At 70.6% G+C, this 13,410-nt stretch carries 14 protein-coding genes and 2 pseudogenes; 4 read left to right on the top strand and 12 right to left on the bottom strand.

Annotation, left to right across the window (positions count from 1 at the left end; translation table 11 throughout):
* Positions 1-53 precede the first annotated feature (53 nt).
* From IH68_RS0103420 to IH68_RS56240, 4 genes are all read right to left on the bottom strand, one after another.
* Positions 54-1,274, bottom strand: coding sequence for an NAD(P)/FAD-dependent oxidoreductase (locus tag IH68_RS0103420; protein WP_030928071.1), 1,221 nt, complete (start codon positions 1,272-1,274; stop codon positions 54-56).
* Positions 1,271-1,618, bottom strand: coding sequence for a bifunctional 3-phenylpropionate/cinnamic acid dioxygenase ferredoxin subunit (locus IH68_RS0103415; RefSeq protein ID WP_030928069.1), 348 nt, complete (start codon positions 1,616-1,618; stop codon positions 1,271-1,273). Before IH68_RS0103415 ends, IH68_RS0103420 begins: the two co-directional genes overlap by 4 nt.
* Complete coding sequence (locus IH68_RS0103410) at positions 1,615-2,988, bottom strand: aromatic ring-hydroxylating dioxygenase subunit alpha (RefSeq protein ID WP_030928066.1); 1,374 nt, start codon at positions 2,986-2,988, stop codon at positions 1,615-1,617. The genes IH68_RS0103415 and IH68_RS0103410 overlap by 4 nt, the downstream gene beginning before the upstream one ends.
* Positions 2,989-3,136: 148 nt before the next feature.
* The gene (locus IH68_RS56240) at positions 3,137-4,012 is read right to left on the bottom strand and encodes a hypothetical protein (RefSeq protein WP_159403634.1); all 876 of its coding nucleotides are present in this window, start codon (positions 4,010-4,012) and stop codon (positions 3,137-3,139) included.
* A 186-nt stretch (positions 4,013-4,198) separates the two neighbouring features.
* On the opposite strand from IH68_RS56240, the gene IH68_RS0103400 reads away from it, so the two are divergent.
* A complete protein-coding gene (locus IH68_RS0103400; RefSeq protein ID WP_030928063.1) occupies positions 4,199-5,044 on the top strand; it encodes an IclR family transcriptional regulator in 846 nt (281 codons plus the stop codon).
* A 396-nt stretch (positions 5,045-5,440) separates the two neighbouring features.
* On the opposite strand, the gene IH68_RS0103395 is transcribed toward IH68_RS0103400, so the two are convergent.
* Positions 5,441-6,061: a TetR/AcrR family transcriptional regulator gene (locus tag IH68_RS0103395; RefSeq protein WP_030928060.1), complete on the bottom strand. Its 621-nt coding sequence runs from the start codon at positions 6,059-6,061 to the stop codon at positions 5,441-5,443.
* Positions 6,062-6,230: 169 nt separating this feature from the next.
* Here IH68_RS0103395 and IH68_RS0103390 point away from each other — a divergent pair, with 169 nt between their 5' ends.
* The 3 genes from IH68_RS0103390 (at position 6,231) to IH68_RS59070 (ending at position 7,788) form a co-directional block, all read left to right on the top strand.
* Entirely contained in the window at positions 6,231-6,860 is a 630-nt protein-coding gene (locus IH68_RS0103390) for a TetR/AcrR family transcriptional regulator (protein WP_078912295.1), read from the top strand.
* A 372-nt stretch (positions 6,861-7,232) separates the two neighbouring features.
* Positions 7,233-7,520, top strand: a complete 288-nt coding sequence (locus IH68_RS59075) for an IclR family transcriptional regulator domain-containing protein (protein WP_051833127.1) — start codon at positions 7,233-7,235, stop codon at positions 7,518-7,520.
* Entirely contained in the window at positions 7,456-7,788 is a 333-nt protein-coding gene (locus IH68_RS59070; protein WP_267883713.1) for an IclR family transcriptional regulator domain-containing protein, read from the top strand. Before IH68_RS59075 ends, IH68_RS59070 begins: the two co-directional genes overlap by 65 nt.
* 337 nt (positions 7,789-8,125) lie before the next feature.
* Here IH68_RS59070 and IH68_RS0103380 read toward each other — a convergent pair whose 3' ends face one another.
* From IH68_RS0103380 to catA, 7 genes and pseudogenes are all read right to left on the bottom strand, one after another.
* Positions 8,126-8,737 (bottom strand): helix-turn-helix domain-containing protein, encoded by a 612-nt coding sequence (locus IH68_RS0103380; RefSeq protein ID WP_030928054.1) that lies wholly within the window; start codon positions 8,735-8,737, stop codon positions 8,126-8,128.
* A gap of 9 nt (positions 8,738-8,746) precedes the next feature.
* Positions 8,747-9,559, bottom strand: coding sequence for an alpha/beta fold hydrolase (locus IH68_RS0103375; RefSeq protein WP_234341172.1), 813 nt, complete (start codon positions 9,557-9,559; stop codon positions 8,747-8,749).
* Positions 9,560-9,579: 20 nt separating this feature from the next.
* Positions 9,580-10,822: pseudogene (locus tag IH68_RS49535) on the bottom strand (thiolase family protein).
* Between the two features lies 1 nt (position 10,823).
* A pseudogene (locus tag IH68_RS49530) lies at positions 10,824-11,467 on the bottom strand (CoA transferase subunit B).
* A complete protein-coding gene (locus IH68_RS0103360) occupies positions 11,468-12,223 on the bottom strand; it encodes a CoA transferase subunit A (protein ID WP_030928049.1) in 756 nt (251 codons plus the stop codon).
* Entirely contained in the window at positions 12,223-12,519 is a 297-nt protein-coding gene (gene catC, locus IH68_RS0103355) for a muconolactone Delta-isomerase (protein WP_030928046.1), read from the bottom strand. The genes IH68_RS0103360 and catC overlap by 1 nt, the downstream gene beginning before the upstream one ends.
* A gap of 18 nt (positions 12,520-12,537) precedes the next feature.
* Complete coding sequence (gene catA / locus IH68_RS0103350) at positions 12,538-13,407, bottom strand: catechol 1,2-dioxygenase (RefSeq protein WP_030928044.1); 870 nt, start codon at positions 13,405-13,407, stop codon at positions 12,538-12,540.
* Positions 13,408-13,410: the final 3 nt, after the last annotated feature.

The following is a 13,410-nucleotide window of genomic DNA, read 5'->3' as shown; positions in this document are numbered from 1 at the left end:
CGCGGAGGGGGCGGTTCGGGGAGCGCGTGTGCCACAAGGCGGCACGTGGCGGTTCAGCGCTTCAGCAGCGTGCGCAGATCCGCACTCTCGTCGGACAGGACGGCCGCGTCGACAGCGACACCGCGATCGATGATCCGCCGGGCGGCCTGGATGTCGCGTGGTCGGTCGATGGCGGCCGCGGCCACCAGCCGGTCGCCCAGCAGTCCGAAGACGGTGAAGGCGCCGTCGCCCGGAGCCCCGCGCAGCACGGTGCGCTCGGCGTCCGCCATCGTGCCGACCGCCTCCAGCCGGGAGCCGTGCCGGTCGGACCAGAACCAGGAAGCGCCGAAGGACGGCAGGGGGCGGCCGAGGATGCCGTGGGCGGCGGCCTCGCCGTCGCGCTGGGCGGCCTCCCAGTGCTCATGACGGACCTTGTGCCCCTCGGGGCGGGCGACGTCGCCGACGGCGAGGACATTGGGGTGGGAGGTGCGCTGACCGGGGTGGACGACCACACCGTTGTCGACGTGCAGCCCCGCGGCCTCGGCCAGTTCCGTGGCCGGACGCATGCCGATGCCGACCACCACGGTGTCGGCGAGCACGGGTGCCCCGTAGCCGGTGAGGTGCAGCAGGACTCCGAGGTTGCCTGGACGACGCTCGATGCATTCGACGCCGGCGGTCAGGACGCCGATGCCTTCGGCGGAGTGCCTCCGATGCAGTGCGTTCGCGATGTCGTCCCCGACCGCTGCGGTCAGTGGCACCGCTAGCGGGTCGATGAGGGTGACGCGGCAGCCCAGGGCGTGGGCGACGGCCGCGGTCTCCGCGCCGATCAGCCCGGCACCGATCACCGCCACCCGGGCGCCGGGTAGCAGCCGCTCCCGCAGCCGTTCGGCATCCTCCCAGGTGCGCAGCAGGTGTACGGCCGGGTCGTCACCGCCCGGCACCGGCAGGGGGCGCGCGGTGCCGCCGGTGGCCAGCACGATCCGGTCGGCTGCAGCAAGCTCGCCGTCGGCCAGCTCCAGTCCGCCCTCGTGTGGGCGGATCGCCCGGACCGGGGCACCGTCGCGGAGTTCGATGCCCTGCTCGTCGTACCACTGCTCGGGCCGCAGCAGGATGTTCTCGCGGCGGGACTTGCCGAGCAGGACGTCCTTGCTGAGTGGCGGGCGGTCGTAGGGCAGCCCGCGCTCGGCGGAGTACAGGACGAGCTCGCCGTCGTAGCCCTGGGCGCGCAGCGCGTCGCAGGTCGAGACGGCGGCCAGGCCCGCGCCGACGACGGCGATACGCCGTGGCGCGCTCATGCGTCGGCCTCCTCGCCGGGGTGCAGCCAGACCTCATCCTCGCGCACCTCGACCCGGTGGGTGCGCTGGGCGAGGGTGGCAGGCATGCACTGCGGTTCGCCGGACTTGAGGCAGAAGCGGGCGCTGTGCAGCGGGCACTCGACCTCGCCGTTCTCGATCCAGCCGTCGGCGAGCGATGCCTGGCCGTGGGTGCAGGTGTCGTCGAGGGCGTAGTAGGCGCCGGCCTCGTGGAAGACGGCGATGGCGTCGGTGTGGCCGGTGGTCTCGGCGGGCACCTTCAGCGCCTCGCCCTCCTCGATGTCGCCGACGGCGGCGACCCGGATGCCGGTGCCGGTGGTGCTCATGGGGTGTCCTCGGGGTTCTTCTCGGTGTTCTTCTCGTGCCAGGCGGGCGTGTTCATCAGGTCGCGCCAGCGGGTGTAGAAGCCGCGGGCGGCGCCGTCGCTGTAGAGGCGGCCGGTGGTGCCGGGATGGACGCCGTCCTCGGACTGAAGCCCCAGTCCCATCTGGTAGTTGAGCGTCATGGAGCCGGCCACGAAGCCGTGCGCGGTGGCCTGCACCTCGCTCCAGTTCTCGCCGTCGTCCTGCTCGAAGATGCCGCTCGGCCCGAACGTGCGCAGGTTGTAGATGCGTTGGGCGTCCTTGACCTCGTCCGGCATCGACTTGTCGACGATGGTCCAGGCCCAGACCTCCATCTTGTCCGGGCCCTTGGGGTGCCACACACGGATGGAGCCGTTGACCGGCAGGTAGGAGAAGTTCGGGAAGACGGTGCCGTGCCCGGTGGTCATCGGTCCCTCGACCCGGGCGTCACCGAGCCGTTCGCGCAGCGCCTCGTAGTCGGTCCACTCGTGTACGACACGGTCGTCGAAACGACTCTTGGGGTGGGTCGGAAAGCCGTGCCCGTGCCCCAGCGAGTCGGTGTACTGCCGGCCCGGCGTCTGCACGATGTCCGTCTTGGGGCCTTTGCCGGTGGGTGACATGACCATCAGCGCGGAGGCGTGCGAGATGTTGACGTGGTACCAGTCGGAGGCGAACTGCTCGGCGGCGAGCTTCCAGTTGCCCTCCAGCACCCACTTGTGCACCCCGCCGACGGCCTCGGTGCCCTCCGGGTCGTGGTCGAGCATCGCGTCCAGGTACCAGGCCAGTCCGCCGAGCGCCTCCACCAGGGGCGGGGCCTCGGGGTTCCAGGTCGCGAAGACGAGTCCCTTGTACGTGTCGAGTTGCGCGACCTCGATCAGTCCCCACTGGTCCTGCTCGAAGTGGGCGGGGTAGTCCCCTCCGTTGGGGACGTTGATCAGCTTTCCGGAGGTGTCGTAGGACCAGCCGTGGTAGCTGCACGTGAACGCCTTCGTCGCCCCCGCGTCGGCGCGGCACACCCGCATGCCGCGGTGGCGGCAGGCGTTGAGGAAGGCACGCAGTTTCCGGTCCTTGCCCATAGTGACGATGACCGGGTCCTCGCCCATGTAGCTGGTGAAGAAGTCACCGGGCTTCGTGAACTGGCTCTCGTGCGCGAGGAACAGCCAGCTGGGCGCGAAAATGCGGCGCAGCTCCTGCCGGTAGACGGACTGGTCGCTGAAGATCGTGCGGTCGACCAGACCGCGGTCGAGGTCGAAGTAAGGGCTGACGTCGACGGCCGGCTCGGGTACGCGAGCCAGGCGGTCCTCCCCCACCCTTCGGGCGGGAGGTGCCCCCAGCCGGGCGGGCGTGGTTGTCATCGCTGGGCCTCCTCGGGCCGGATCGGGCGCGCGCTGCGCCGCCCTCGTGGGCTGGTGGTTCGGCGTGCGTTCAGGTGCACACCCGAAGGGTCGGAGCGCTCCGGTTCACGCGGTGGCATGGCGGCTCCCCCGCTTCCTTGCTGGTGGTTCATCGGACGGTGACGGTCAGTTCGGGCAGGTGGCCGGTGCCGGACCGCACGGCGAGCGAAGGGCCCGGTGTCAGTGGGACGCCGGCGTGCGCAGACCCGGTGAAGCAGCAGCTCGCCCGGGTGGAGAGCGCTGCCGTGCGCGTGGAGCGTCCGGGCCGGCCAGACCACGGCCCGAAGCGGATCGCCGAGGACGTCGGCCCCCGGGCCAGGCGCGACGCGCTCCCGGTCGGCGTACAGCCCGACGCACTCGCGCCGGAGCCCCGTGCGCAGGTCGTCCGTGGCGTCGGCGGGACGGCCGACGGCGACGCGCGTCGAGGAGGCGTTGTCGGCGACGGTGTCGGCCTGGGAGACGCGCCGGTCGGCGATGCGGCTGTCGATGATCTCCACGGCCGGCGACGGCTGGGAGACGGCCGCCCGGACCTCCGCGCCCGCACGCGGGGTCCGGACAGCCGCCGGCCGAGGATCAGACCGACCTCTGCCTCGGCCCGCGGGGTGATGAGCTCCCGCGTGTCGATGGTGCCGCCGTCCGGGGTCACGATCGACTGGAACAGGGTCCCGAAGCTCGCTTCGGGTAGGCCGAGTTGCTCGCACATCGGCAAGGACGTGAGGCCCGCCTTGCGTCCGACGAGGTGCTCACCCGCCGCGAGACGGATCCGTACGTCGGCCTCCTGCACGGCGTAGGCGCCGGCCTGGTCCAGGTCCTGGTACTCCTCGGTGACTGGTGCGACGGGAATCCTCCCCCAGCCTTCGGCCGGGAGGTGCCCCCAGGCCTCGGCACGCCGCAGCACCGCCGCCGGCTCCTCGACGAGCTGTGCGTCGGGGGTAGCCGGGGCGGCGAGGACGGCGGTCGTGGCCACTGTGGCGTGTCGCTGCATGGCCACAGCAGACGCTGCTCCCGGCCGCCGTGCCCAGCCACCGTGCCGAGATACGGCACGGGGTGACGATCGGATCCGTCACTCAGAGGCAAGCGGGGGCCCCGGTGTTTTACAAGGCCGAAACGATCAATTAAGCTGGACGCACGTCCATTTTAATGGCCACCCTGGATCCCCACGGAGCCCGCCATGCAACTCCCCTCCTCGCCTTCCGCGCAGCCCTCAGCCGCGGCGACCGGCGAGCCCGACCAGCAGACCGCGGTCGACAAGGCGCTCTTCCTCCTGAAGTCCCTCGCCGAACTGGACGGGGAAATCGGCGTGAGCGAGCTGGCCCGGCGGACACGGCTGACCAAGTCGACCACCTTCCGACTGCTGGGCATCCTCCACCGCAACGACCTCGTGGAACGTGTCGGCAGCAACTACCGGCTGGGATCCCAGCTCTTCGACATCGGCGTACGGGTCTACGGCCCCAATCCCCCGCTCCTGCAGGAATGCCTGATGCCGCATCTGGCGGACCTGTACGAGATGACCCACGAGACCGTGCACCTGGCCGTACTGCACGACACCGACATCGTGTACGTCAACAAGATCCAGGGCCACCGGGCGACCCGCTCCCCCTCTCGGATCGGCGCCCGCCTGCCCGCCTACTGCACCGGCGTCGGCAAGGCCCTCCTCGCCTTCGACCACGACGCCATCGAGGCCGCGATCGCCGACGGACTCGCGGCCCGCACTGAGTACACATGCAGCGATCCCGACCGTTTCCGGTCCGAGCTGCGCCGCGTCCGCCGGGAGGGCGTCGCCTACGACCGCCAGGAAGCTGTTCCCGGCCTCACCTGCGTCGCCGTACCGATCATGGGTTCGGCCGGGCGACCCGTGGCCGCCTTCTCCGTCGCGAGCGCCGACCGCCGCTTCGAGCCCGCCCGGTTCGCGCCGGCTCTGCGACGGGTGGCCTACGAGGCGGCACGCGCGGTCAACGCGGCCACAGCAAGCCGGCAGGCGGCCCCCTCGCGGCTCGACAATCTAGCTGCGGCTTGACCCTGGCACGAGAGCCCACAGGCCACCCACCTGGACGGCGACCCCGGTGTGCGGCACCGAGGTCGCCTCACGGACGGGCCGGGCCCAGCGGAGTGGCCTGATCCCGTCCAAGTTCACCGCTGTCCTTGCCAGGAGTGGTCAGCGGTGATGTCGCCTCCGACGTCCACCGGCGGCTGACGCCAGCATTCCGGGTCGGCGCCTACCGCGGCGAGAACACGTGCCGGAAGACGGCACAGCGCATCCTGATCAGCGCCGGACGCCGCCCCGCCCCGTTACCGGTAACGGCCCGTCAGGGCTGGAAGCGCGTGCGGGACGGCTAGGGCTCAGTAGGTCGAACTCACGCACGGAGCACGACGCCCAAGGGCGATCAGGCGGTCATCCCGCGGAGGGGAGCGGTCAGCCTGATCCGGCGTCTCCGACTGCGCGCAGCCCATGAAGGAACAGGTCGAGGAACCGGTCACGGACTGCGTGCGTGTTCATGCCGCGGAGGCGGGCGATGTGCGTGCTGAACCCGCCGATCGACGCCGCGAAGGTCTCCGCGGCCACGGAGCGGTCGATGTCGCTGCGGAGTTCGCCGCGCACCTGGGCGTCGCGGAGGACGTCCTCGATGACGGCCAGCGGCTGGTCGATGCAGTCGCGCTGGAACGTCGCGTAGAGCTCGGGGTGGTCGGGGAATTCGAAGCTGCAGCGAGCTCCGATCAGCCAGCGGGGGCTGTCGAGATGCTCGGCCATGGCGTCGTAGAGAAGCCGTATGTCCTCTTCGAGGCTGCCCGTACACGGCGGGTCGAGCCGCACGGACAAGGTGGCCAGGCCGGCCAGGATGAGATCGTCGCGCTCGGGCCAGCGCGAGTAGAGGGTTCGTTTGGCGACCTTGGCACGCGCGGCGATGGAGTTGATACGGAAGCCTGCGATGCCGACCTCGGCGAGTTCGTCCACGACCGCCTGGAGTATGCGCTCATCCGCGCCCGGGTCGCGGGGCCGTCCGGGCTTCGCCGCGGCCGGTGACGTGCTTGCCATGCATGTCCCTTCCAGGTCTGCTCGCGGTCCAGTTTCTCAGGTGGCCCAGATCGATCGTCAGTGCCGGACTTCGCCCGTGTCCCTTTTCACTACCGAAACGGTTTCGTATTCATGCTTCCTCGGGATAGATTTTCCTCGCACGGAACGGTTCCGTTCGAGGGAGTCGCTGATGTTGACGGAGGCCGAGCGCAAGACGTCAGCAGCCTCGGAGGGGCCGGACCGCGCGAGGCCGCGTAGCCGGATAACGCCCGAGCGCGAGGCAGAGATATGCGAGGTCGTGCTCGATGTGCTGCGGGAATCCGGTTACGAGGCCCTGACCATGGACGCCGTGGCCGCCCGGGCCCAGTGCAGCAAGGCCACCCTTTACCGCCGGTGGACGGGCAAGCCGGAGCTGGTCGCTATGGCGCTACGCCATCAAAAGCTTGCCACCCTTTCCCGTGTCGACACCGGATCCCTGCGAGGTGACTTCCGGGCGATGGTGGCGCAACTGGACGAACGGCAGATGATGGAGAACGCGTCGCTCATGCGCGGCCTCGTCCAGGCCGTGCACACCCATCCCGATCTGTTCCAAGCGCTGCGTGACCTGCTCGTACACCCGGAGCTGACGGGACTCGACAAGGCGCTCGCCCGGGCGGTCGAGCGGGGTGAGATCAGCGCGGCCTCGCCGACCCTGACCTACGTGCCACACATGCTCCTCGGTGCCCTGATCGCCCGTCAGTTGATCGAGGACAAGTCGGCCGATCGAGCCTTCGTGAGCCATTACCTCGACGCCGTTGTCCTCCCCGCCCTCGGCGCCTGAACCGCCGCACAACGGCGTACGGCACAACAAGCGTCGTGCAGCGCCACAGCGCCCCTCTCGCCCCACCTGACGTGCGCCACTCTCGTACGGTGGGCGCTTCTGGCCGTCGTCGCCGTAATGCACTATCGCGATGCGGCCGATACCGGTTCGTCTTCTCCCTCCACCTGGCGTTGTGCCAGGCGGCGGGCCGCCTGGATCGCGACATCGTCACTGCCCGGATCGTATCGGCGCGCGCCCGCCCGCTCTGTAGGTGTTTGCACTCCTCAGGCTTGGCGCCGCGCCGCCAACATCGGATCGTCCCCCACCGACAGGCAGGCGCCCTCGACACTCAGCCGAGACCTGTTCGCCCCGAGGCCGTTCCGTGCGACGCCGGTGCTGCTCCACGAGCAGCTGCTGCCGCATCTCGCGGACCTGTACGAGCTGACGCACGAGACCGTGCACCTGGCGGTCCTACGTGGCACCGACATCGTGTACGTCAACAAGATCCAGGGCCACCGGGCGACCCGCTCCCCCTCCCGGATCGGCGCCCGCCTGCCCGCCTACTGCACCGGCGTCGGCAAGGCCCTGCTCGCCTTCGACCCCGACGCGGCCGAGGCTGCCCTCGGCCGGCCTCCCGGCCCGCACCCAGTACACCCTCGCCGACCCGCGACGGTTCCGTGAGGAGCTGCGGCGCATCCGCCAGGACGGCATCGCTTACGACCGGCAGGAAGCCGCCCCCGGTCTGACCTGCGTCGCAGTGCCGATCATGGGTGCCTCCGGACGTCCGGTGGCGGCGCTCTCGGTCGCCGGCGCCCACCACCGCTTCGAGCCGTCCCGATACGCCCCGGCCCTGCGCCGCGTGGCCTTCGAGGCAGCAAGCGCCCTCACCGCAGCGAAGGGACGCCAAGCGGCAGCGCCGTACGACGTGAGCAGGCCGCCGGCGGCCTGAGCGGACCGCCGGTGCCCCCGGCATGCGCGGCACCGAGGTCACCGGGGAAGCGGATCGGACACGCCGACCCGGCCGATCCGCCTGCCATGCCGTCGCGGACTGTCCGGCCCCACCCGTTTGTGGAGGGATCCCGGTCTCCGACACGACCATCCCTGGTCTGGACGCGGAGAACGGTGGCCAGCCAGGCGTGCGCGCAAGAGCACCACGGTATTAGCCCGGACGCTCACGCCTGGCGGCCCCGGACCGCCCTGACGAGCGGCCAACGCCAGATTCCGCCCCGTCCCGGGGGTGGGCCAATCGGTTGTGCCGAGATGCGGCACACCAGGTGCGGCGAAGCTCAGCGTCTTTCGTTCCCGTGGGTCCGTGCCAGGTTCGTACCGCCGGTGCCGGGCTGGACGCGCGGCACGCTCACCACGATGTGCACCAGGCTCTCGTCCGCCAGTGACTCGTACACGTGGGGCCGGTCGCCCGGATAGCGCGCGAAATCCCCCTCGCCAAGCTCCAACGGGCTGTCGACAGGCCCCACGCGTACCTTGCCGCTGATGACGTAGAGGTGCTCCAGTGTGCCCACCGGGTGCGGTTCGGACGGCATGTCCGCACCGTCGCTGTGCCGGCCGATGCGCACCACGTAGTTCTCGATGACACCTGAGCCGTAGATGTGGTCGAGCGACCGTGACTCGTACCTTCCGTGCTGCTCCCAGACGACCTCGTCGCCCCGCTGCACGTTGATGACCTGTTCCCGCTCGGCGACCAGCCGGGTTACCGGCACGCCGAGGGCCGTGGCGATGGAGAACAAGGTGTCGACCGTGGGGTTGCCCGTGCCCTGTTCCAGATTCGACAGCGTCTGTTTGGCCAGCCCCGCCCGGCGGGCCAGCTCGGCCAGGGACAGGCCGCGCTGCTCCCTGAGAAGGCGCACATTGCGCGCGACTACGGCGTTTCCTTGTGACACACGGCCACTCTACGAGCTGCGGTCGGCGTCCTCCGCGCCGCCCGCCATTCGGAGATGGGCCAGCAGCGCCGCTCCGACGGCCTGTGGCTCTTCCACGGCGAGATGACCTGTATCGACCGTCACCAGCTTCGCCCCGGAAATCCCCTCGGCTAGTTCCCTGGCATGTGGCGGGGGTGTGGCGGTGTCCTGGGAACCATTGAGCACGAGCGTGGGGGCGGTGATCCTTCTCAGGTCGCGCCGAACGTCGTAGACGGCAAGGGCGTCGCAGCAGGCGGCGTAGCCGATCGGGTCGGCAGCGGCGAGGTCCTCCAGGAACGTCTTCCCGAGGGAGGTCGCGGCTGTGCCGGGATCGGCGAACCAGCGGCCGGGCATGGCCTCGAGCAGGGCGCCGGTCCCCTCGCGTCGTACGAGATCGGCGCGCTCCTGCCAGAACTGCGGCGGGCCGAAGTACGCCGAGGAACAGACCAGCGCCAGCGAGGCGACGCGGTCCGGGTGGTGCAGTGCGAGGTGTGTCCCCACACCGCCGCCGAGCGAGATGCCCGCGTAGTGGAAGCGGTCCCGGCCGTGGTGGGCGATGAGTTCGAGAACCATGTCGGCGAGGTCGCCGACTGTCGTACGGCCGGGTTCGTGAGCCCGGACGAGATCGCTCGGCGAGCCGCCGTGCCCTGGAAGGTCGTAGCACAGCACGCGGTGGCTCTCGGCCAGCGCCGCCACATGGGGGTCCCATACGGTCGTCGCCGTGCCGAGCGAGGGTCCCAGGACGAGCAGCGGCGCGTCGGTGGGACCGAGCACCCGGTGATGCAGCAGAGGGCGGCGTTTCACTGCGGCTCCTGTGGAGGTTCTCAGCGTTCGAGGAGGAGGGCGAGGCCCTGGCCTACGCCGATGCAGAGGGTTGCGATGCCGGTGCCACTGCCCCGGCGGGCGAGCTGGTGGGCGACGGTGCCGGCGAGGCGGGCGCCAGAGGCGCCGAGGGGGTGACCGAGGGCGATGGCGCCGCCCTGGGGGTTGAGGACCGCCGGGTCGAACTCGGGCCATTCGGCTAGGCAGCCGAGGACCTGGGCGGCGTAGGCTTCGTTGAGTTCCAGGACGTCGAGGTCGGCGAGGGTCTTGCCGGCCTTGGTCAGGGCGCGGTTGACGGCCTCGACTGGGGCAAGTCCGAAGTAGTGCGGGTCAATTGCCGATGTGCCGCTGGCGCTCATGCGGGCGAGCGGCTCGCGACCGGTGGCTTTCAGACCCTCCTCGTCGACCAGCAGCAGGGCTGCCGCGCCGTCATTGAGGGGTGAGGCGTTGCCCGCGGTGATCGTGCCTCCCCCAGCCTCCGGCCGGGGGGACCCCCATCTCGCTTCGCTCGCGGTGCGGAAGGACGGCTTGAGCTTGGCCATCGCCTCCAGCGAGGCGCCCGGCCGGACGCCCTCGTCGCGGTCGAAGGAGACCGGGTCGCCCTTGCGTTGCGGGATGGTGACGGGGACGATCTCGGCGTCGAACAGGCCCTGTCGCTGAGCTGCGGCGGCCTTGCGGTGGCTGTGCAGGGCGAACTCGTCCTGCTGCTCGCGGCTGATCTTGTGCTTGTCGGCGATGAGCTCGGCGGACTCGCCCAGGGGGATGGTCCACTGCGGGTCCATCCTCGGGTTGACCATGCGCCAGCCGAGGGGGGGTGGAGTACAGCTCGGCGTGCCCGGCCGGGAAGGGCCGGTCGGACTTGGGCAGCACGTAGGGCGCGCGGGTCATGGACTCCACCCCGCCCACCACGATGACGCTCGCGTCTCCGAGCGCGATCGCCCGGTAGCCCTGGATGACGGCTTCGAGGCCGGAGGCGCACAGCCGGTTGACGGTCACCCCCGGCACGGAAGTGGGCAGTCCGGCGAGCAGGGCGGCCATGCGGGCGACATTGCGGTTCTCCTCGCCGGCGCCGTTGGCGTTGCCGAAATACACGTCGCCTATGGCGGACGGGGCCAACTCGGGTGTGTGGCCCAGGAGTTGTCGGATGACTTGGGCGGCCAGGTCGTCGGGGCGGGCGGCGGCGAGGGCGCCGTTGTAGCGGCCGATCGGGGTGCGCACCGCATCCACGATGTAGACGGTCTTCATGTCAGGCGAGGCCCTCCGGGAGGATCAGCTTGGCATCGGTCCGGGCGGTGACCTCCTCGACGGAGATGCGCGGCGCGGTTTCGACGAGGACCAGTCCGTCGTCGGTGACGTCGAGGACGCAGAGGTCGGTGATGATCCGGTTCACGCACGCCCTGCCGGTGAGCGGCAGGGCGCACTCGGTGAGGATCTTCGGGCTGCCGTCCTTGGCGGTGTGGGTCATCACCACGATCACTTGGCGGGCGCCGTGGACCAGGTCCATCGCCCCGCCGATCCCGGTCACCAGCTTTCCCGGAACGGCCCAGTTGGCCAGATCACCGCGCTCGGAGACCTGCATCGCGCCCAGCACGGCGACGTCGATGTGCCCGCCGCGGTCATGGCGAAGGAGAGCGCCGAGTCGAAGAAGGAGGCGCCGGGCAGGACGGTGACCGTCTCCTTGCCGGCGTTGATCAGGTCCGGGTCGACCTGGTCCTCGGTGGGGTAGGGGCCGGTGCCCAGGACGCCGTTCTCCGACTCCAGCACCACCTCCACGTCATCGGGCAGGTAGTTGGGGATCAGCGTGGGCAGTCCGATGCCGAGGTTGACGTACTGCCCGTCCTTCAGCTCGCGGGCGGCGCGAGCGGCCATCTGTTCGCGAGTCCAGGCCATCTAGAGGCTCACCGTCCGCTGCTCGATCTTCTTGTCCGCCGCCTGCTGAGGGGTGAGCGCGACCATGCGCTGCACGAAGATGCCCGGCAGATGCCCTGCATCGGGGTCGATCGCGCCGGGTTCGACCAGTTCCTCCACCTCGGCGATGGTGATGCGCCCGGCCATCGCCGCCAGCGGGTTGAAGTTGCGGGAGGACTTGTTGAACACCAGGTTTCCGTGCCGGTCTCCGCGGGCCGCGCGCACCAGGGCGTAGTCGGTGCGGATGCCGCGCTCCAGGACGTACTCCACGCCGTCGAACTCCCGCACCTCCTTCGGCGGCGAGGCCAGCGCGACGCCGCCGGAACCGTCGTAGCGCCAGGGCAGCCCACCCTCGGCGACCTGCGTGCCCACCCCGGCCGGGGTGTAGAAGGCGGGGATCCCGGCGCCCCCGGCACGCAGCCGCTCGGCCAGCGTGCCCTGGGGAATCAGTTCCACCTCCAGCTCCCCGGCCAGGTACTGGCGGGCGAACTCCTTGTTGGCGCCGATGTAGGAGCCGGTCACCCGGGCGATCCGGCCCGCGGCCAGCAGGACCGCGAGTCCGGATTCCAGGGCGCCGCAGTTGTTCGACACCACGCTCAGCCCGCCGACCCCGCGCTCGTACAACGCCTGGATGAGCACGTTCGGCACACCGCTGAGCCCGAACCCGCCCACCGCCAGCGAGGCACCCTCCGGTATGTCGGCCACCGCCTCGTGGGCGGTGGCCACCGTCTTGTCCATCAGGCCGCTTCCTCGCCGGCCGCGAGGTCGGACGGGTGCTGGGCCAGGGGCGTGACCTCGACGCTCATGTAGGGGAAGAGCGGCAGGTTCCACAGGATCCGGTGCAGCGCCTCGTTGTCGGCGACGTCGAAGACGCTGATGTTGGCGTACTGGCCGACGCACCGCCAGATGTGCACCCACTCACCGGTCTTCTGCAGTTCCTGGCAGTAGGCCTTCTCCCGGGCCACCAGGTCCGCGCGGACCTCGGGGTCGAGGTCCCGCGGAATACCCACGCCCATGCGCACCGCGAACAGCATCGCGTTTCCTCCGGTCCCTCACTGTTCCGGCGCGAGCTCGAGGTCGTAGTGGACCTCGTGCCCGTTGCCGTCCGCCGCCGGGGCGGGGTCGAGGACCAGCTCGGGCTTGACGGCGGAGGCGATGTCATCGGTGACGTGCTCGCCGCCGCGGAAGTACAGCTGGGTGGTGAGCGTCTGGTGGCCGGGTGCGCTGACCTTCAGGTGGAGGTGGGCGGGGCGCCACGCGTGCCAGCCGGCGGCGGCGATCAGCCTGCCGCAGGAGCCGTCCGTCGGGATCTGGTAGGGGGCCGGCTGGACGGTGCGGATACTGAACGAGCCCTTCTCGTCGGCGGTGAGCCGTCCGCGCAGGTTCCATTCCGGTAGGCCCGGCGCGAACTGCGCGTACAGGCCATCGGCGTCGGCCTGCCAGATGTCGACCAGGGCGCCGGGCAGCGGGGTGCCGTCGGCGCTGCGCACCTGCCCCTGGAAGACGAGGGGGGTACCGCTCTCGCCCTCACGCATGGGCAGGGTGGCGTCCGCGGACAGGGCCGGGGCGCCCAGCACGTAGTACGGCCCTTCGATGGTGCCCTTGCTGCCAGGGCGGGCCTCGTTGTTGACCTCCTCGACCACATGCTCCACCCACACGTCGAGGAAGAGCGGCCACTCGCCGTCGATGCCGACCTGGATCAGCCAGGCCTTGAGGGCGTCGTACTCGGCGTAGGTGACCTTGTGACGGCGGATCACGTCGTGCACCGCGGCCAGGACCTCCGAGGCGAGCGTGCTGACCCGCTCCTTGCTGCTGGCGGCCTCGCTGCGCTCTTTGGCCTGGAAACGCTCGGTCGCCGAGGCCCCGGAGGCAGCGGCGGTGGCCTTCTGTTCCGTGCTCTGCTGTGTGGTGACATCAGTCATGTC

Origin of the sequence: Streptomyces sp. NRRL S-646, from assembly GCF_000720765.1 — a bacterium.
GTDB lineage: Bacteria > Actinomycetota > Actinomycetes > Streptomycetales > Streptomycetaceae > Streptomyces.
The sequence above is the reverse complement of the archived record's forward strand: the minus strand, read 5'-3'. Positions and strand labels throughout refer to the sequence as shown.

Bases quoted from the DNA above. Each gene is read 5' to 3' on its own strand.
- catC (WP_030928046.1), bottom strand. From the start codon at position 12,519: ATGCTGTTCGCGGTGCGCATGGGCGTGGGTATTCCGCGGGACCTCGAC.
- IH68_RS0103395 (WP_030928060.1), bottom strand. From the start codon at position 6,061: ATGGCAAGCACGTCACCGGCCGCGGCGAAGCCCGGACGGCCCCGCGAC.
- IH68_RS0103360 (WP_030928049.1), bottom strand. From the start codon at position 12,223: ATGGACAAGACGGTGGCCACCGCCCACGAGGCGGTGGCCGACATACCG.
- IH68_RS0103410 (WP_030928066.1), bottom strand. From the start codon at position 2,988: ATGACAACCACGCCCGCCCGGCTGGGGGCACCTCCCGCCCGAAGGGTG.
- IH68_RS0103415 (WP_030928069.1), bottom strand. From the start codon at position 1,618: ATGAGCACCACCGGCACCGGCATCCGGGTCGCCGCCGTCGGCGACATC.
- IH68_RS0103420 (WP_030928071.1), bottom strand. From the start codon at position 1,274: ATGAGCGCGCCACGGCGTATCGCCGTCGTCGGCGCGGGCCTGGCCGCC.
- IH68_RS0103390 (WP_078912295.1), top strand. From the start codon at position 6,231: ATGTTGACGGAGGCCGAGCGCAAGACGTCAGCAGCCTCGGAGGGGCCG.
- IH68_RS56240 (WP_159403634.1), bottom strand. From the start codon at position 4,012: ATGCAGCGACACGCCACAGTGGCCACGACCGCCGTCCTCGCCGCCCCG.
- IH68_RS0103400 (WP_030928063.1), top strand. From the start codon at position 4,199: ATGCAACTCCCCTCCTCGCCTTCCGCGCAGCCCTCAGCCGCGGCGACC.
- catA (WP_030928044.1), bottom strand. From the start codon at position 13,407: ATGACTGATGTCACCACACAGCAGAGCACGGAACAGAAGGCCACCGCC.